This window comes from Staphylococcus arlettae (genome assembly GCF_002902345.1).
GTDB lineage: Bacteria > Bacillota > Bacilli > Staphylococcales > Staphylococcaceae > Staphylococcus > Staphylococcus arlettae.
Genome location: NZ_PPQB01000019.1, coordinates 173,777 through 193,312 on the forward strand (window position 1 = coordinate 173,777; position 19,536 = coordinate 193,312).

Genomic DNA, 19,536 nt, shown 5'->3' on the forward strand with positions numbered 1-19,536 from the left:
GAAGTTTTATTCGAAACCTTTTTCACATTGGCAGTAGCTGACTGCATTGAAAATGCGCTTCAAACCAAGCTTTTTTCAACGCTAGTCATCCTTGCCGGGGTGGGACGACGAAATCATTTTTTCAAAATCAGATTTCTGTCCCACTCCCTTTTAAGTGTGACCATCTCGATCAATTAAAGGTTTAATATCTTGAAAACCTTCACGATATTCGGCTAGTTTGCCCATAATATCGTACCAATCGTTACCATATTGATCAAAAACTTCTTGCATTAATTTATTTTGGGCGCTATTCAATTTTGTAACTAGTTCGGCACCAGTATCAGTAACAAATAGTTGCTTAACACGTCTATCATCTGGTGCAGGTTGTTCATAAATTAAGTCTTTTGCTTTTAAAGTTTTTAAAGTACTATGCGAACCTTGTTTAGAAATTTCTAATACTTTCAATAATTGTTTTGTTGTAATTCCTGGTAATTTATTGATAAAAAAAAGAAAACGGTGGTGCTGACGGTTCATACCTGATTGTTCAATAATTTCATCAGCAGCATTTATAAAAGTTTTATAAGCGAAATAAAAAAGCATGTGTTCATAATCGCTATTTTTTGTCATAAGCATACGTCCTTTATTAGCAAGTGTTTTCTCATTATAGTAAAAATACCGATAGTCGTCATTATTAAGTCAATGTAGTTGACCTTTTTGGTAGAGGTGCATATGATAGATGTTGTAAGGACTATGTAAAGGTGGAATGAATTATGAAAATGCGAGTAGGACAATATTTGATTGATGCACTATACAACGCAGGTGTCGAGGAGATATTTGGAGTTCCTGGAGATTTTAACTTAACATTTCTAGATGACGTTATTGACCATGAACATGTGTCTTGGATTGGCAATACCAATGAATTAAATGCTAGTTATGCAGCAGATGGCTATGCCCGTATTAATGGTTTAGGAGCTTTGATTACCACGTTTGGCGTCGGTGAATTGAGTGCAATTAACGGTATAGCAGGTGCTTTTGCAGAACGAGTACCAGTAATTGCAATAACAGGAGCACCTACAACATCAGTAGAACAAGCGCGAAAATTTGTTCATCATTCTCTTGGAGAGGGGAATTTCGACGATTATCGTAAAATGTTTGAACCTATTACTACTGCACAAGGGTACATTACGTCGGAGAATGCACCTTCAGAAATACCACGTTTAATACAAGCAGCGGTCAATAATAAAAGACCTGTGCACATACATTTACCAATTGATGTTGCAGCAACAGAAATCGATATTAAAGAGTCATTTCAATTACTGCCGATGGAAAATGCTGCAGATAATGAATTGGTAGCGGCAATTGAACGTCAATTACAAAACGCTAAACAACCAGTAATTATTACTGGACATGAAATTAATAGTTTTGGTTTGCAGTCAGAAATGGAAGACTTCGTCAAAACAACTGGTATACCAGTTGTGCAGCTATCTTTAGGGAAAGGGGCTTTTAATGAGGAAAGTGATTATTATTTAGGTATTTATGATGGCAGTGTAGCTAAAGATAATATTAGAGATTACGTAGATCAAAGTGATGCTATTTTAAATATTGGTGCAAAGATTACTGATTCGGCATCTGCTGGTTTCTCTTATCAATTTGATATTGACGATGTAATAATGTTAAATCATCATAATACTAAAATAAATACAGAACAACGTACAGATTTAACATTACCTGCTATTATCACTAGTTTACAAAAGGTTAAGTATCGTCATAATCCAACAGTGTCGAAGCGGAGAGATACTAATATACAGGTAGATACAACTAACAAAGAACCATTAACTCAAGCCACTTACTTTGCTATGATGCAAACATTTTTACAGCCAAATGATGTTGTCATTGCTGAACAAGGTACATCATTTTTTGGTGCTTATGATCTATGGCTCCATGCTAATAATAAGTTTATAGGACAACCTTTATGGGGATCTATTGGTTACACCTTACCAGCAACATTAGGATCACAAATAGCAGATACGAAGCGAAGAAATATTTTGTTAATTGGGGACGGCTCGCTACAACTAACTGTGCAAGCTTTATCGACAATGATCCGTTATCATTTAAAACCAATTATTTTTGTTATTAATAACGATGGTTATACAGTAGAGCGGATGATTCATGGAGAAAATGCACTATACAATGATATTCATATGTGGGACTACAAAGCTTTACCTCAAGTATTTGGAGGTACAGATGTTGCACTTCACGAGGTGAATACACCACAAGAGTTACAACGTACTTTTGATGTTATTACTGCAAATTCAAACCAAATGCATTTTGTAGAAGTGAAAATGCACAGAGATGATGCACCAGAGAAATTACGTAGCATCAGTAAGGTATTTGCACAACAAAATAAATAATGATAAAAACAGCAACTAACAATGTGTTAATCTCACATAGTTAGTTGCTGTTTTTATATTAAATATAGTACACTGTGTCCAATATAAAAAGTTGAATTTTTATAAATGTTATTGCACTATATAATTAACATTAAAGTTGTTATAAGGGGGATTTTTTATGAAAGGTAATAAAAAGATTGCAGAGTTGTTAGAACTTTACGATAAAAAACTAAGTAAATTGTTTAAATATAATAAGAAAAAGGCGATGTCTTTTGATAAAGATAGTAGATTGCAATTACAAGAAAAATATGGAATTTATGTTATTTTTAATGCCCATAAAAAGCCAGTTTTTGTAGGACAAGCAGGAGGATATTTAAATAATCATCAACGTGCTAAAAAAGATTTATGTGATAAGTTAGGTCAATATAATTTAAAGTCTGATGCTGGAACTTTAAGGTTTAAAAGAGCATATGCACTAGATAATGATTTAGTTGTAGATGATGCAAAAGCTATAAAAGCTGAAGATTATAATTTAAAAGTACAATACATTGAAGTCAAAGAAAATCCAGCACTAATCAATATTTTAGAAACATTAGCATTAGAATATGCAAAAGAAAAAGATTTTAAATTATATAATTTTTATAACAAATAAATTTTTTTTGGACAAGTATATCGAAGTAGTATATACTAAAAAGACTGAATTTTCAAAAAAGATTTCTGGAAATTAATAATAGTTCAGGTCTAAACATTGGGGGATGTATCATGACTGTAAACGAAAGTAATGCAACCAGAACAAACCAAAAGATTTCAGGTCGTCAACTTATCATAGCCATTATGTTATCTATCTTAACGTATTGGTTATTTGCACAAGCGTTTTTAAATATAGGGCCAAATGTTCAAAAAACATATCCGGTCAGTCCGAATATCATTAATATCTCAATAAGTTTAACATCGTTTGTTACAGGCGTATTTATGGTTGTTGGGGGTAATATTCTGACAGAGTGGGCAAGGTGAAAATGACACGTGTGGCATTGATCTTAAGTATTATAGGCTCGATTGCCATTATTATTACAGGCAATGCTGTATTATTACTGCTAGGTAGAGCGCTACAAGGTCTATCAGCTGCTATTATCATGCCGACAACTATTGCGATGATAAATGATTATTTTGAAGGAGAAGAACGACAAAAGGCTTTAAGTTATTGGTCTATTGGTTCTTTCGGTGGTACTGGTCTAGCTTCATTTTTCGCAGGTGCCATTGCAACATTTACTTCTTGGCAAATGATTTTTGTCATGTCTATTATAGGTGCAATTATAGCACTGTTTTTAATTAAATCTTTACCAGAACAGCACAAAGAAAAGCAACAAAACACACCTTTTGATTATGTAGGGTTAGTGATTTTTGTACTTATGATTGGCAGTATAAGCTTTGTAATTACGCAAGGTAATAAAATTGGATGGTCAAACATTATTACTATTATTTTAGCAGCAACGTTTGTCATAAGTATTGTTATTTTTATTGCTGTTGAAAAGCGTAAAGCGATTCCTTTTATGGATTTAACATTGTTTAAAAATCGTTCATATGTAGGTGCGGTAGTTTCTAACTGTTTATTGAATACAGGGGTTGGTGTGATTGCGTTAATTAATATTTATGCACAGGCAGGTCATGGCTTAAGTGGTTTTAGCGCAGGATTAATTACGTTACCTTATTTGATTGCTTTACTGTTAGTAGTACGACTTGGTGAAAAGAGTATTAAAAAATTCGGTGCTAAAAGGGCTATGGTGTTCGGTCCTATCTGTACTGGTTTTGGTGTATTATTGATGTCTATTACGTTTATAGATTCGACATTTTATATTATTTTGACATTGATTGCTACAATTTTCTTTGGTGCAGGGACAGGATTTTTTGCTACACCTGCGCTTAGTACCGCAGTTTCAACAACAGCATCCGAAAAAATTGGTGTTGCATCTGGTATTTTTAAAATGGGTTCAACACTAGGCGGTGCATTTGGTATTGCGATTATTACGTCAATCTATACTGGATTAAGTGTAGCAGGATATAGTGTACATTTAGCGGCAAGTGTAAGTTTCATTGTAGGCACGTGTTTGATTGGCAGTGCAATAGTTGTTAGTACTTTGGTGCTACCTAACACAGGTAGAGAACAAAACACGAATTCTAGCTATACAACTAATGAAGAACCTGTAAAGTAAGTTGAACATTGAGTCATTAAGTGAAGTGTTTCGGCTAGATGGGTATCATGAATGTATATAACGAGGAATCTTACTGTCCTTTGAATTTCATAATATTTATAGTTAGCTTTGTATTTTACTTAAAAACCAAAAAGCATTACTATAAAAGTGAATAAGGAGGTCACACTATGCAATATAAAATGAATTATTCCTCACCAGTTGGCGTATTAACGATAACAACCGATGGTACTCATATTACAGGGTTATGGTTTGATAATCAGTCTGACTATGAACGTAAGTTAAATGACAAAGTCGTTGCACAGGAACAACCCATTTTTCAGCAAGTACGTACATGGTTAGATCACTATTTTCAAGGTGATAATCCTACCATTGATTTCCCTTTGAAACCAACTGGCACCGCATTTCGCGAGCAAGTGTGGGAGATTTTAACTACAATTCCTTCAGGTGAAACAATGACGTATGGTGAAATTGCAGACAAAATAGCAAGAGTAAAAGGGAAAGATAAAATGTCAGCACAAGCAGTTGGTGGTGCGGTAGGTAGTAATCCTATTAGTATTTTAATCCCATGTCACCGTGTAGTTGGTGCTGATGGTAGTCTAACTGGTTATGGTGGCGGCATAGATAAAAAGATTAAGTTATTGGAAATAGAAACTGTAGAAATGGCACCATTATATCGTCCGAAGCATAGTACGAAACCTTAAATTATAAACAATATGAAAAAACACGCCCTTTGCTTAAGGACGTGTTTTTTATTGAATAAATAGTAAGACTGAAATAAAATAATGGATATAATGTTATTCAGTGATTTTAACGTTAATTTAAGGTATTATAATGACGGATGTTGTCATTGATTTCATTCAGGTAGAAAATCGCATTTTGTTCATCGGCTAACTCAATGTCATGGTTGAATTCTAAGTTATCAAAACGGGCGAAATAACTTTCATAATCTGCTACTGATAGTTCTGTACGATTATTTAAAAGTGCTTTATGGCCATCAATGTTTAATGCATCTTGGTAACCAGCAACAAGTGTGCCACTGAAAAATTCACCGACTGAGCCAGAACCATAACTGAATAAGCCAATAGATTGACCAGCCTCAAAAGTACGAGTTTCTAATAATGAAATTAAGCTTAAATAAAGAGAACCAGTATAAATATTACCTACATAACGATTGTAATATGTAGCTGCTTCATAGCCTTCAGTTAGACGTTCTTTTGTTTCATCACTGATTTCATCTGTTAAAATTGAATCCAGTGCTTTTTTACCCATTTTAGTAAATGGAACATGGAAACATAATGAAGCGAAGTCAGCTAATGTTTTATTGGTACGTTTAGCATACTCTGTCCAGCTTTGTTGGAATGAACGAATATAAGCATCTTTTGATAATGCACCGTCAACTAATGGATAACTATGACCTGTTGGTCTCCAAAAGTCATAAACATCTTCAGTATATGCAACTGCATCATCATTGAATGCAAGAATACGTGGGTTATGTGTAATCATCATTGCTACAGCGCCAGCACCTTGTGTTGGCTCACCACCAGAATTTAAACCATAACGTGCAGTATCACTTGCGATTACGAGCACTTTTTCGTTTGGACGGTTAGCAAGATAGTCCTTAGCTAATTGAATAGCTGGAGTTGCAGCGTAACAAGCTTCTTTCATTTCAAAACATCGTGCAAATGGTTGGATACCTAATAAATTATGGATTTGTACAGCTGAGGCTTTTGCAGAGTCAATTGCAGATTCTGTAGCTACGATAACCATACTGATTTGTTTCTTATCCTCTTCAGTTACTATGTTTTTCGCAGCATTTGCGCCCATAGAAACAATATCTTGGCTGACAGGACTAACTGACATTTCAGTTTGGCCTATACCAATCAAAAATTTGTTTGGTTCAACATTGCGTGCTTCAGCAAGTTTAGCCATATCTACATAAAATTTTGGAACATAAAAATCGATTTGGTCTATACCGATCGTCATTGCGTATCGACACCTTTCTTTTTATAAATAAGCAATTGTATCATACCAAAATAAAGTAATGAAATACAAACATTTAAAAGAATATAGAAACGGAGAATTTATATGAAAAAGATAGCAATTGTAAGTGCAAAACGAACACCAATTGGAAGATTCAGAGGGAAATTAAGTAATTATTCAGCTGTAGAGCTTGGTACGAAAGCTTTAAGTGCAGCATTACAAGCGATTAATTTAAAGCCAGAAGCAATAGAACAAGTTATATTTGGTAATGTCTTACAAAGTGGTAATGGTCAAAATCCTGCTCGTCAAATCGGTATTAATGCAGGAATTCCCAATACTACGCCTGGTATGACAATAAATGAAGTCTGTGGTTCTGGTTTGAAGTCAATAATCTTAGGTAAACAATTGATTCAACTAGGTGAAGCGAAAGTAGTTGCAGTTGGTGGTGTTGAAAGCATGACTAATGCACCTAAGTTATTATTAAATGAAGACGAAAAACCAGTTGATAGTTTTATGTATGATGGATTAACAGATGCATTTGATCAAGTACCTATGGGTGTTACTGCTGAAAATATTGCCCAAAAATATAATATAACGCGAGAGCAGCAAGATGAATTTGCCCATGCTTCTCAACTTAAAGCACATGAAGCTACTACAAACGGTAAATTTGATAATGAAATCGTTCCGTTGAAAGATGTAGAGGGCGAATGGATGACTACAGACGAAGGTATTAGAGGCAATAGTAGTGTCGAAAAATTGAGCACGTTAAAGACGATATTTAAAGAAGATGGTACGGTAACTGGTGGTAATGCTTCAAGTATCAACGATGGAGCTTCTGCAATTATTTTAATGGAAGAGACATATGCTAAAGATCAGGGTTACGAAATTTTAGGTATCTTAGGCGAATATGCTGAAGTAGGCTGTGACCCGCGTTATATGGGATATGCACCTTATTATGCTGTTGAACAATTATTAGAAAAAAGTAATAAGTCAATTACAGACATTGATATTGTTGAAATGACTGAAGCTTTTGCGGCGCAAAGTATACCAGTACAACAAAATTTAAATATTAAAGATGACCAATTAAATGTATATGGCGGTGCAATAGCGCTAGGTCACCCTATTGGTGCCAGTGGTACACGATTAGTCACAACATTAGTAAATATATTAGCACAAGAACAAAAACAAACAGGTGTAGCAACAGCGTGTATCGGTGGCGGCCTAGGTATCGCATTATTAGTTGAGAAAGGACAATAAGCTATGAGTGTATTAGATAAATCATTTAGACATTTATCGAGAGCAGATAAATTAGATATGTTAGCGAATCAAGGCTATTTATCACTTGAAAACAAGGAGTTATTACTCAATCATCCACTGATCCAAGAAGATATAGCCAATAGTTTGATTGAAAATGTTATTGGACAAGGTGCGCTACCTGTTGGAGTCTTGCCACATATTAAAGTGGATCAAGTTGATTATGCAGTACCTATGATGGTAGAAGAACCTTCAGTTGTGGCTGCAGCAAGTTATGGCGCTAAATTAGTCAATAAAACAGGCGGCTTTAATGTGGTGTCGAGTGAACGCTTAATGATTGGTCAAATCGTATTTGATGGTGTAGAAGATACAGAAGCTCTTGCCATGACTATCCAATCTCATGAAACACAAATTAAACGCATTGCTGACGAAGTGTATCCATCGATTATTAAACGTGGCGGTGGTTATCGCCGCATTGAAATTGATACATTTCCTGCGGAGCAGTTGTTATCGTTAAAGGTCTTTGTTGATACTCAAGATGCGATGGGTGCTAATATGTTAAATACAATATTAGAAGGTATTACTGCTTATTTGACGAGTGAAATTGATAACAGTGATGTCCTTATGAGTATTTTATCCAATCATGCCACGGCATCTGTAGTTAAAGTAACAGGTGAAATTGATGTTGCAGACTTAGCTAAAGGTGATTTTGATGGTCCAACAGTCGCTCGTCGTATGGCGCGGGCATCTACGTTAGCTCAAGTAGATATTCATCGTGCTGCAACACACAATAAAGGTGTAATGAATGGAATCCATGCGGTAGTCCTAGCCACTGGAAATGATACACGTGGCGCAGAGGCAAGTGCACATGCATACGCGAGCAAAGATGGTCACTATAAAGGGCTTGCAACTTGGGACTATGATAGTTCTCGTAATAGATTGATCGGCACAATAGAAGTACCAATGACATTAGCAACGGTTGGTGGTGGTACCAATGTCTTGCCTATAGCAAAGGCATCATTAGATATATTAAATGTACAATCAGCGCGCGAATTAGGTCATGTAGTAGCTGCTGTTGGTTTAGCGCAAAACTTTTCTGCGTGCAGAGCGCTTGTATCAGAAGGAATTCAACAAGGGCATATGAGTTTGCAGTATAAATCACTAGCCATCGTTGTAGGTGCACAAGGTGACGAAATTGCCTATGTTGCCGATGCTTTAAAACAGGCACCTCAAGCTAATGCAGCAGTAGCAGAAGAAATTTTGCAAACTTATAGAACACAATAAAATAATTAGCATATGAGCTTTAATAACGCATAATTTTAGTATGTTAGTGAAATAAGTTTTCACAACAGCTGAAATTATGCGTTTTTGCTAGTTACTAGTACGATAATTCATTGTCCACGAATCATTTGTGTTGAATAGCGAGTTGCGAATAGTCTCTAACTTAAGTATCATAGTGCTAAGTAAACACAAGGGGTGGCGTTTATGAAACTTAAAAATCGAAATATTCAGAAAAAAGAATTAGGTCTTGGATCTGCATTATTGACCTTATTCGTAATGATTGGTTGTATGTTATTTACAGTCGCTGTACTAGAAAAAGAACCACATATTCCATTGATGATAGGAACAGCTACTGGAGTAATTGTTACCTTACTACATGGTTATAAATATGCTGAGGTTGAGGAGATGTTATACAAAGGTATAAGGCATGCCTTACCGGCTATTATCATCATTATTTTAGTAGGACTAGTAATAGGATCTTGGATTGGTAGTGGTGTAGTTGCAACGATGATTTATTATGGTTTACAAATGATTGATCCACGTTATTTCTTAGCGATAGTGGTAATCTTATGTGGCATAGTCTCATTAGCAATAGGTAGCAGTTGGTCTACGATGGCTACAGTGGGGGTTGCATCAATTGGGATAGGTTTAAGTATGGGAATCTCACCAGGTATGATTGCAGGTGCAGTCATAAGTGGTGCTTATTTTGGCGATAAAATGAGTCCATTGTCAGATACGACAAACTTGGCATCAGGTTTAACTAAAGTGCCGTTATTTGACCATATTAAACACATGATGTATACAACGATTCCAGCATTAATTATTGCTTTAGCAGTATTTGGCATTATAGGCTTCCGTTTAGATAAAACAGCTATGAATGCAGAAAAAATAAATAACATGTTAACTACTATGAATGATCAATTTATAATTACACCGTGGCTACTGCTTGTGCCATTGGTGGTAATTTTACTAGTAGTATTAAAAGTTCCAGCTGTACCCGCAATTTCGGTAGGTATAGTATTAGGATTTTTTGCCCAAATATTTGTACAGGGTGGTAGTTTGACTGAAGCATTAACAGCGTTACAAACAGGATATAAAATCGATTCAGGAAATAGTCTTATCGATGAGTTATTTAATCGTGGTGGCTTAGAATCTATGTTTTATACGATTTCGTTAACTATTGTAGCAATGACTTTTGGAGGGGTACTCGAATATTCGGGAATGCTATCATCATTAATTGCAGTAGTATTAAAGTTTGCTAAAAATACAGGATCATTGATTGCTTCAGTTATTATTGCCTGCATAGGAACGAACTGTACATGTTCAGAACAATATATTTCAATTATTGTACCTTCAAGAATGTATGCATCCACATTTAAAGAACGACAGTTGCACGCTAAAAATCTATCACGAGCATTAGAAGATGGTGGAACATTAACAAGTGTATTTGTGCCATGGAATACATGTGGTGTGTTTATTGCATCGACATTAGGTGTATCAGTTATGGAATATGCGCCATTTGCGGTGCTAAATTATACAGTACCAATAATTTCAATCATTTTCGGATTTATTGGATTTAAAATTATTAAACTTAAAGATAGTGAAGACGATACAATTACTAAAGGTGATTTAGCATAATCTCGTAGTATTAACAATGTTAGACAAAAATTACAATAGTAGGTTCGTGCAATTGGATGATAAATATTTCATTGCAGGACCTACTTTTTAGTTACAAAAGATAGGTCTCGGGTACCTCGACTCAAAATGATAACAACAAATATAATTGTGTTAAATAACACCAAAGGAAGAAAATAATATGGGAACTTTACTTATGTTTATAGCTTATGCACTATTTTGTTTACTTGTTATCATATTGATATTAGCCATATTTAAAGATTTAACAATTAAGGGACGACGACTCATTTTACTCAGCTTGGTCATTTTAGTAATAGCCATCATTGTATTATATAATCAAGGCTCAACTATGCGTTTAGAACAAATAGACGCCTTACAATATTAAAATAAAGCTGCTAATAGATGTGGCGAGTTTAGGTGTATTGTATAAGTAGAAGCTTGAATTGCTAATACAATGAGTGTTTTACATTTAAAAAGGTATAGCTCATGCTAAAATCAATATAACCAATAACCATAACTAAAGATATAAAGTAGGTGTAATCAGTGGATATTAAACAAATGAGTTACTTCGTGGAAGTAGTAAACGAAGGTGGTATGACGAATGCCTCAAAATCATTGTACATAGCGCAACCGACAATCAGCAAAGCAGTTAAAGACATAGAAAAAGAATTAGGTATGCCACTGTTTGATAGAAGTAAAAGAGAATTGAAATTAACAGATGCTGGGCAAGTATTTTATCAAAAGTGTAAAGAAATATTAGCGCTATATAATAATTTACCGGTAGAAATTAATAGTTTATTAGGATTAGAAACGGGGCATATTAGTATCGGTTTATCGGCAGTGATGAATATGAATAAATTTATCCAGATATTAGGCGAGTTTCATAAATTATACCCCAATATCACCTATAATTTAGTAGAAAATGGTGGAAAAATGATTGAATCACAGCTTGCAAATGATGAAATTGATATTGGTATTACCACCTTGCCAGTAGATGGTACGATATTTAACTCAATCCCTTTGTACCAAGAAGATTTAAAGTTAGTACTTAATAAAGAACATCACTTAGCCCATCGTAAAACAGTAGAAATGAAAGAGTTAGCAAATGAAGATTTTATTTTATTTAACGAGGACTTTTATTTAAACGATAAGATTAGAGAAGCAGCTAAAAATGCAGGATTTATACCTAAAACAATTTCTAAGATATCACAGTGGAACTTCATTGAAAATTTACTTAATGCGCATTTAGGCGTTAGTATTTTACCGGATAATATCGTACGCATGTTAGATAGTAATTTTAAACATATTAATATCAATGATAGTGCTATGAAATGGGAATTAGGTGTAATTTGGAAGAAAGAGAAGTATTTAAGTCATGCAACACGTCAATGGATAGATTTTATGAGCCAACGTTTATAGAGTAATGTCAAAAACCTTGTAGTACTTAATATCACAGTGTGACTAGTGATATTTAAGGCACAAGGTTTTTATTATGATCAACTATGAAAGAAAACGATTCCATAGAAAAAAGTAATAGGTAGTATCTATAATCAATATTTTTATTATGTGCAAATATGGCTTACACTTAATATGTAATTGATACACACGAAGTGTAAATAATAATTAAAGGATGGGTGCTAATGCAGTTTGCATTAAAAACAATTAGAATTATAGTTCAAGTTGCTCTGTTAATGGGTATAACATCTTTAGGTAATGTGCTGCAGAAAGCATTACACATACCTATAGCAGGTAGTATTGTTGGATTGATATTGTTCTTTGTATTACTACAATTTAAGATTATTCCAGAAAGATGGATTCGTGATGGCGCTAATTTTTTAATTGGAACAATGGTCTTTTTCTTTGTACCATCAGTAGTTGGCATTATGGATATAACTTCTGAAATAAATCTTCATTTTATATTATTCTTCTTATTAGTAGTTGCAGGAACATGTGCTGTAGCACTAATTTCAGGGTTTATAGCAGAAAAAATGGCGAATTTATTACACATTAGAAAAGAGCAAAGTTGATGATTATTTGGCAAGGTTTGTTAATGATTATAATCACCATTTGCGCATATATTTTCGCCAAAAAATTACAGTTAAAATATAAAAATCCATTACTAAATCCAGCATTGATTTCTTCCATAATTATTATTGGATTACTGCTACTGTTTAGCAAAAGCTATGATGATTATATGGTTGGTGGTCAGTGGATTAACTACTTACTTAATTGTACGGTTGTTTGTTTGGCATACCCACTATATCAAAATAGAACTAAAATTTTAAAACATGCAAATATAATTTTTACTAGTGTTGTAGCTGCAGTAACGATAAATTTCTTTTTAATCTTTTTCTCATTAAAATTACTAGGATATTCGAAAGAAGTTATTGCTACTATACTACCACGTTCAGTTACAGCAGCAGTCGGTATAGAGTTATCACATCAATTAGGCGGAACGGATACAATTACTATTTTGTTTATTATCACTACAGGTTTAATTGGCAGTATGTTAGGCGCTTATCTATTGAAATTTGCTAAGTTTCAAACATCAATCGCTAGAGGTTTAACGTATGGTAATTCTTCACATGCCTTTGGTACTGCAAAAGCATTAGAGTTAGATATAGAATCGGGAGCGTTTAGTTCAATAGGTATGATATTAACAGCAGTGTTGAGTTCGGTGCTCATACCATTATTTATTTTGTTTTTATACTAAAACATTCAATGACTTATAACCCGATTAAGTTGAAGTGAAATTTTGAAGGAATTATAATTTGTAACATTGACTTTATGAAAGGAGATTTTTTTAAATGGCAAAAATTAAAGGGAATACAGCATTAGTAAAAGCATTACAAGCTTGGGATATCGATCACTTGTATGGCATTCCAGGTGATTCAATAGATGCGGTTGTCGATAGTTTAAGAACAGAACGAAATAGTATTGAATTTGTACATGTTAGACATGAAGAAGTAGCAAGTTTGGCAGCAGCAAGTTATACCAAACTTACTGGTAAAATAGGTGTTGCTTTAAGTATTGGCGGTCCAGGGGTTGTACATTTATTAAATGGTATGTATGATGCCCAAATGGATAGTGTGCCTCAATTGATTTTGGCTGGACAAACAGATAGTACTGCACTTGGAACTAAAGCATTTCAAGAAACTGATATTTTAAAAATGGTTGAAGGTGTTGCTGCCTATAGCCGTCAAATTACGGAAAATGATAAAGACGTGTTCGGTATTGTAAATGAAGCAATTCGAACGGCGTATGAACAAAAAGGTGTGGCAGTATTAGTTTTACCTAATAATCTATTAACACAAAAAGTAAAAGATACAACAAATACTAAAGTAGATACAGCACCACCAGCACGGGTTAATCCAAAGCCACGTAGTATTAAAAAAGCTGCTAAATTAGTCAATAAAAGTAAACGTCCAGTGATGTTATTAGGAACAGGTGCTAAGCATGCTAAAGATGAAGTGAAAGAATTTATCGAAACGGCAAAAGTACCAACAATTATCACATTGCCTGCAAAAGGTATTTTAGCTGATGCGCACCCATACAACATTGGTAACTTAGGTAAGATTGGAACAAAAACGTCTTATCAAACGATACAAGATGCTGATTTGCTCATTATGGTAGGTACTAATTATCCATATGTAGATTACTTGCCTAAGAAGAATATTAAAGCAATTCAAATAGATACGAATCCAGAAGCTATTGGCCATCGTTTTGATGTAAATGTTGGTATTATAGGAGATAGTAAGTACGCGTTACAACAATTAACTGATACAATGAACCATGTGTCAGATAGAGATTTCTTAAATAAAACGTTAGAACGTAAAGCAACTTGGGATGCTTGGATGGCTGAAGATAAAGCAAATGACAACAGTCCAATCCGACCTGAAAGATTAATGGATGCGATTAACCATGTCAAAACTGATGATGCAATCTTTTCAATTGATGTAGGTACATCAACAGTATGGTCAACACGTTACCTAGATTTAACAGTAAATAATAAATTTATTGTTTCTAGTTGGTTAGGTACTATGGGTTGTGCTTTACCAGGTGCGATTGCTGCTAAACGTGCATATCCAAACCGCCAAGTAGTTGGTATTGCAGGTGACGGTGCATTCCAAATGGTTATGCAAGATTTTGCAACAGCAGTACAATATGATTTGCCAATGACTATCTTTGTATTAAATAACCAAGAGTTATCATTTATTAAATATGAACAACAAGCTGCTGGAGAATTAGAGTATGCAATTGATTTTACTGACGTAGATTTAGCGATGTTCGCTGAAAGTGCTGGCGGTGTAGGTTATACGTTGAAAGATCCTAATCGCATAGACGAAATCGTAGAAGAAGCTATGTCACAAACAAAACCAACTATAGTAAATGTGTATGTTGATCCAAACGCTGCGCCTTTACCAGGTAAAATAGTAACAGACGAAGCAATCAACTATGGTGTCTGGGCGTATCGTTCACTTACAGAGGATAAAAAATTAGACTTAGACGAAATTCCACCACTTTCTACTGCAGTTAAAAGATTTTTCTAATAAATAAAAATAGCACAAGTTGTTGTAGTAGTGTTACCAATAAAGTAAGTTTACGTCATGATCATTTAATAAAGAGAAGAAATAGCTAGTATTTTAAGGAAGGGAATTAAATGGCTCCATTTAATTCTCTTCCTATTTTTATACTAAAATAATTGCTCTTTAAGTGTTGTTGTATTTTACAAAATATAAAAGAGAGCAGCTAATCATGAGTAGAAAATGAGTCTAATATTTTAAGTCACATAGGGTATAGATAAGAAATAATGATGAGGAAGGGGTAAAGGTATGAAACGTTGGATACAACAGTTGAAATTTAGAACACCTCATACATACGCGTTATTAATGGGCATTATTACAATTGCGTGTCTACTCACTTATATTATTCCTGCTGGGGAGTATGATAGAGAAGAAAAAAATGGTCAGACACTCGTTATTTCGGGGTCTTATAAAGAGGTAGCACAGCAAGGTGGTTCATTGTTTGATATTTTTAGAGCAATTCCTGAAGGATTAATTAGTGGCGGCGAGATTGTTTTTTACATATTTTTAGTTGGTGGTGCGTTTGGGATAGTACATAAAACAGGCGCATTTGAGACTGGTGTTAAATATGTTATGAGTCAGTTAGGGAATTTTAAAGTGTTAATGATTCCACTAACAATGACTATTTTTTCAATTTTAGGTTTTTCAATTGGTTTAGCAGAAGAAACTATAATATTTGTCCCCATCGGCATCATTATTGCTAGAACTTTAGGTTATGATGCCTTAACAGGAACATCTATTGTGATATTAGGTGCTGCAAGTGGCTTTATGGGAGGAATGCTTAATCCATTTACTGTTGGTGTGGCACAGACGGTTGCCGAGATCCCAATGTTTTCTGGGTGGGGTTTAAGAACGATAATCTATTTATTTGTTTTAACAGCGGCAATTACTACTGTAATGCTCTATGCTTTTAAGGTTAAAAAAGACATGTCTAAAAGTTTAGTGTTGGAGTTGGAACAAGCCGAAAACACCAACCAAACATATGAATATAGTAGATTTACTAAAAGACAAGCTGCAGGATTAGCGTTAATTGTTGGCACGATTGCACTAAATGTTTTTGGTATTTTCAAATTTTCGTGGTCTTTTAATGAAATGAGCGCCAATTTTTTATTAGCAGGTTTGCTTGCTGGTTTGATAGGTGGTTTAGGTATCAATGGGACATTTGATGCTTTGATAGAAGGAATGAAAGATATTTTATTTGGTGCCATGATTGTTGGTTTTGCCAAAGGTATTATCGTAATTTTAGAGAACGGGAAAGTTATCGATACTATAGTTCACGGCATGTCTTCGGTATTATCTGATGTACCAGCATCAATAGTCATTATCGTTATGTTTGTCTTTCAATTTTTCTTGAACTTCTTTATTCCATCAGGCTCGGGTCAAGCATTAACTACGATGCCACTGATGGTGCCAATTGCAGATTTATTAGATATCAATCGTCAAATGACAGTGTTAGCATTCCAATATGGTGATGCTATTAGTAATATTCTATTTCCGACATCCGCAATATTAATGGGAGCATTAGCTGTAGCTAAGATTAGTTATGTGCAATGGTTGAAGTTCGCATGGAAAGTCATTGTGTTATGGGTGTTTATTTGTATTGCTGCCATGTCGATTGCGTTAATGTTAAATTATTAAATTTAGTAATGAAATATTTTAATAAAATGAGTGCAATGATATTGCGCTAAAACTGAATTCATTGTATACTATTAACAAATTTATCGAAACGCGTGTTACTGGTAAGGCAGGCATGAGCAAAATGAAACTATACTATTACAGTTTAGTTTTGTTTGCTCATGCCTTTTTTGTTTTCGATAATGTTTACTCGAAGGGATGTTAGTAGGTTATGTTTATACGATTTTTCGGACAATTGCAACGTATCGGTAAGGCTTTGATGTTACCTGTTGCGATATTGCCGGCAGCGGGTATTTTACTCGCATTGGGAAATGCAATGCACAATGCACAACTTGTTGCAATAGCACCTTGGTTAGAACATGAAGTATTTGTTATTATTTCATCTATTATGGAATCCTCGGGACAAATTATCTTTGATAATTTACCACTTCTTTTTGCTGTAGGGACAGCTTTAGGTTTAGCAGGTGGAGACGGTGTAGCAGCATTAGCTGCGCTAGTTGGTTATTTAATTATGAATGCAACTATGGGTAAAGTTATGAATATTACTATCGATGATATTTTTAGTTATGCTGATGGTGCTAAAACACTGAGTCAAGCAGCGAAAGAGCCAGAGAATGTATTGATATTAGGCATTCCAACCCTACAAACAGGAGTGTTTGGTGGTATTATCATGGGGGCTCTAGCAGCATGGTGCTATAATAACTTTTATAATATAACGTTACCTGCCTTTTTAGGATTTTTTGCCGGTAAACGTTTTGTGCCAATTATTACTTCAGTTGTAGCGATTGTAACGGGTGTACTATTAAGCTTTGTATGGCCACCGATTCAAGAGGGATTAAATCAATTATCCAATTTCTTATTAAATAAAAATTTAACATTAACAACTTTTATTTTTGGGATTATTGAACGTTCTTTAATTCCATTCGGTTTACATCATATCTTTTATGCTCCGTTTTGGTTTGAGTTTGGTCAGTACGTCAGCCATAGCGGTGAATTAGTACGAGGAGATCAACGTATTTGGATGGCACAAATGAAAGATGGCGTAGAATTTACAGCGGGTGCATTTACTACCGGTAAGTATCCATTTATGATGTTTGGTTTGCCAGCTGCAGCGTATGCGATTTATTGTAACGCAAAACCTGAACGCAAAAAAATTGTAGGTGGCTTAATGTTATCTGCTGGTTTAACATCATTTTTAACTGGTATCACTGAACCATTAGAATTTTCATTTTTATTTGTGGCTCCATTATTATATGTAGTCCATGTGTTGCTTGCAGGGTCATCATTTTTAGTTATGCATTTATTAGATGTCAAAATTGGTATGACATTTTCTGGTGGATTTATTGATTATATTTTATATGGTTTATTAAACTGGGATCGTACCAATGCCCTATTAGTTATTCCAGTAGGTATTGTATATGCAATAATTTATTATTTCTTATTTAGTTTTGTTATTAAACGATTTAAATTAAAAACACCTGGACGTGAAGATGAAGAAACAGAAACAAAAGATTCATCAGTAGCTTCATTACCATTTGATGTGTTGAACGCAATGGGTGGTAAAAAGAATATCAAACATTTGGATGCATGTATTACACGTTTACGAGTTGAAGTCAACGAAAAAAGTAGTGTCGATGTGGCTGCCTTAAAATCTCTCGGTGCTTCAGGCGTGTTAGAAGTAGGTAATAATATGCAAGCTATCTTCGGGCCGAAGTCTGATCAAATTAAACATGATATACTCCGTATCATGAGTGGTGAAATTACCAAACCTAGTGAAACGACAGTGGTAGAAGATGATAATGATACTGACGTCCCAACGACTAATAGTACAGAGACACTCATTAGCGCACCTGGTAACGGTGAAATTATGCCTCTAACAGCAGTGCCTGACCAAGTTTTCGCAGATAAATTAATGGGAGATGGTATAGCTTTTGTCCCTAAAGATGATGTGATAGTTTCACCTATTACTGGAACTGTAAAAACAATATTCCCGACACTTCATGCCATTGGTTTAGAAACGCCAGAAGGCTTAGAAGTTTTAATTCATATAGGTATAGATACAGTGAAGTTAGAAGGACAAGGCTTTGAAAATTTAGTAACGACTGATGACAATGTAGAAGTGGGACAACCATTGATCAAAATAGATTTAGATTATATTCAAGCGCATGCACCAAGTATTATTACGCCTATTGTAATTACAAACTTAACAAACCAAACGTTAACTATAGAATCTGCACAACCTGTTACAGTTGGACAAACTATTATAACGGTTAATGATAATGCGTAACTATCTTTTAAATATGTAAAAAATATTAATATAGATAAAAGGGAGTGGGACAGAAATCTGATTTTGAAAAAATGATTTCGTCGTCCCACCCCGGCAAGGGTGACTAGCGTTGAAATAAGCTCGGTTTGAAGCGTATTTTCAATGCAGTCAGCTACTGCCAATATTAAAAGAGGTTGGAACTAATCAATACTGTCTCAACCTCTTTTAATTTATCATTGGTTATCTTTCTAAAAATGCTGTGCTTAGTTTATTAGATGAGAATATAGACAACGAATTATAATTTGTAAATGGTGTGTAGAAAA

15 protein-coding genes and 1 pseudogene are annotated in these 19,536 nt (G+C 34.5%); 14 read left to right on the top strand and 2 right to left on the bottom strand.

Annotated features, from left to right (window positions below):
* Nucleotides 1-150: 150 nt before the first annotated feature.
* Nucleotides 151-606, bottom strand: a complete 456-nt coding sequence (locus tag CD036_RS09885) for a MarR family winged helix-turn-helix transcriptional regulator (protein WP_021459596.1) — start codon at nt 604-606, stop codon at nt 151-153.
* A 143-nt stretch (nt 607-749) separates the two neighbouring features.
* Between CD036_RS09885 and CD036_RS09890 the strand changes: the two genes are divergently transcribed.
* From CD036_RS09890 to CD036_RS09905, 4 genes and pseudogenes are all read left to right on the top strand, one after another.
* Nucleotides 750-2,390 (top strand): alpha-keto acid decarboxylase family protein, encoded by a 1,641-nt coding sequence (locus CD036_RS09890; protein ID WP_103388543.1) that lies wholly within the window; start codon nt 750-752, stop codon nt 2,388-2,390.
* 157 nt (nt 2,391-2,547) lie between these two features.
* The gene (locus CD036_RS09895; RefSeq protein ID WP_002509709.1) at nt 2,548-3,021 is read left to right on the top strand and encodes a hypothetical protein; all 474 of its coding nucleotides are present in this window, start codon (nt 2,548-2,550) and stop codon (nt 3,019-3,021) included.
* Nucleotides 3,022-3,131: 110 nt separating this feature from the next.
* A pseudogene (locus CD036_RS09900) lies at nt 3,132-4,579 on the top strand (MFS transporter).
* Between the two features lie 167 nt (nt 4,580-4,746).
* Entirely contained in the window at nt 4,747-5,280 is a 534-nt protein-coding gene (locus CD036_RS09905; protein ID WP_103388544.1) for a methylated-DNA--[protein]-cysteine S-methyltransferase, read from the top strand.
* A 112-nt stretch (nt 5,281-5,392) separates the two neighbouring features.
* Here the strand turns inward: CD036_RS09905 and CD036_RS09910 are convergent, their stop codons facing one another.
* Nucleotides 5,393-6,562 (bottom strand): hydroxymethylglutaryl-CoA synthase, encoded by a 1,170-nt coding sequence (locus CD036_RS09910; protein WP_002509706.1) that lies wholly within the window; start codon nt 6,560-6,562, stop codon nt 5,393-5,395.
* 102 nt (nt 6,563-6,664) lie between these two features.
* On the opposite strand from CD036_RS09910, the gene CD036_RS09915 reads away from it, so the two are divergent.
* From CD036_RS09915 to ptsG, 10 genes are all read left to right on the top strand, one after another.
* A complete protein-coding gene (locus CD036_RS09915) occupies nt 6,665-7,816 on the top strand; it encodes a thiolase family protein (RefSeq protein ID WP_103388545.1) in 1,152 nt (383 codons plus the stop codon).
* Between the two features lie 3 nt (nt 7,817-7,819).
* Nucleotides 7,820-9,097 (top strand): hydroxymethylglutaryl-CoA reductase, degradative, encoded by a 1,278-nt coding sequence (locus tag CD036_RS09920; protein ID WP_021459595.1) that lies wholly within the window; start codon nt 7,820-7,822, stop codon nt 9,095-9,097.
* Between the two features lie 201 nt (nt 9,098-9,298).
* Complete coding sequence (gene nhaC, locus CD036_RS09925) at nt 9,299-10,732, top strand: Na+/H+ antiporter NhaC (RefSeq protein ID WP_103388546.1); 1,434 nt, start codon at nt 9,299-9,301, stop codon at nt 10,730-10,732.
* Between the two features lie 178 nt (nt 10,733-10,910).
* Complete coding sequence (locus tag CD036_RS09930) at nt 10,911-11,114, top strand: hypothetical protein (RefSeq protein ID WP_002509702.1); 204 nt, start codon at nt 10,911-10,913, stop codon at nt 11,112-11,114.
* Between the two features lie 158 nt (nt 11,115-11,272).
* Complete coding sequence (cidR, locus tag CD036_RS09935; protein ID WP_002509701.1) at nt 11,273-12,148, top strand: cidABC operon transcriptional activator CidR; 876 nt, start codon at nt 11,273-11,275, stop codon at nt 12,146-12,148.
* Between the two features lie 221 nt (nt 12,149-12,369).
* The gene (locus CD036_RS09940) at nt 12,370-12,756 is read left to right on the top strand and encodes a CidA/LrgA family protein (RefSeq protein WP_103388547.1); all 387 of its coding nucleotides are present in this window, start codon (nt 12,370-12,372) and stop codon (nt 12,754-12,756) included.
* The gene (locus CD036_RS09945) at nt 12,756-13,442 is read left to right on the top strand and encodes an LrgB family protein (protein ID WP_002509699.1); all 687 of its coding nucleotides are present in this window, start codon (nt 12,756-12,758) and stop codon (nt 13,440-13,442) included. The genes CD036_RS09940 and CD036_RS09945 overlap by 1 nt, the downstream gene beginning before the upstream one ends.
* A 94-nt stretch (nt 13,443-13,536) precedes the next feature.
* Nucleotides 13,537-15,279: a pyruvate oxidase gene (locus CD036_RS09950; protein WP_103388548.1), complete on the top strand. Its 1,743-nt coding sequence runs from the start codon at nt 13,537-13,539 to the stop codon at nt 15,277-15,279.
* A gap of 282 nt (nt 15,280-15,561) precedes the next feature.
* Nucleotides 15,562-16,950 carry a YfcC family protein gene (locus CD036_RS09955; RefSeq protein WP_103388549.1) on the top strand — a complete coding sequence of 463 codons (1,389 nt, stop codon included), beginning with the start codon at nt 15,562-15,564 and terminating at the stop codon, nt 16,948-16,950.
* Nucleotides 16,951-17,158: 208 nt separating this feature from the next.
* Nucleotides 17,159-19,234: a glucose-specific PTS transporter subunit IIBC gene (gene ptsG / locus CD036_RS09960; protein ID WP_103388550.1), complete on the top strand. Its 2,076-nt coding sequence runs from the start codon at nt 17,159-17,161 to the stop codon at nt 19,232-19,234.
* Nucleotides 19,235-19,536 lie beyond the last annotated feature (302 nt).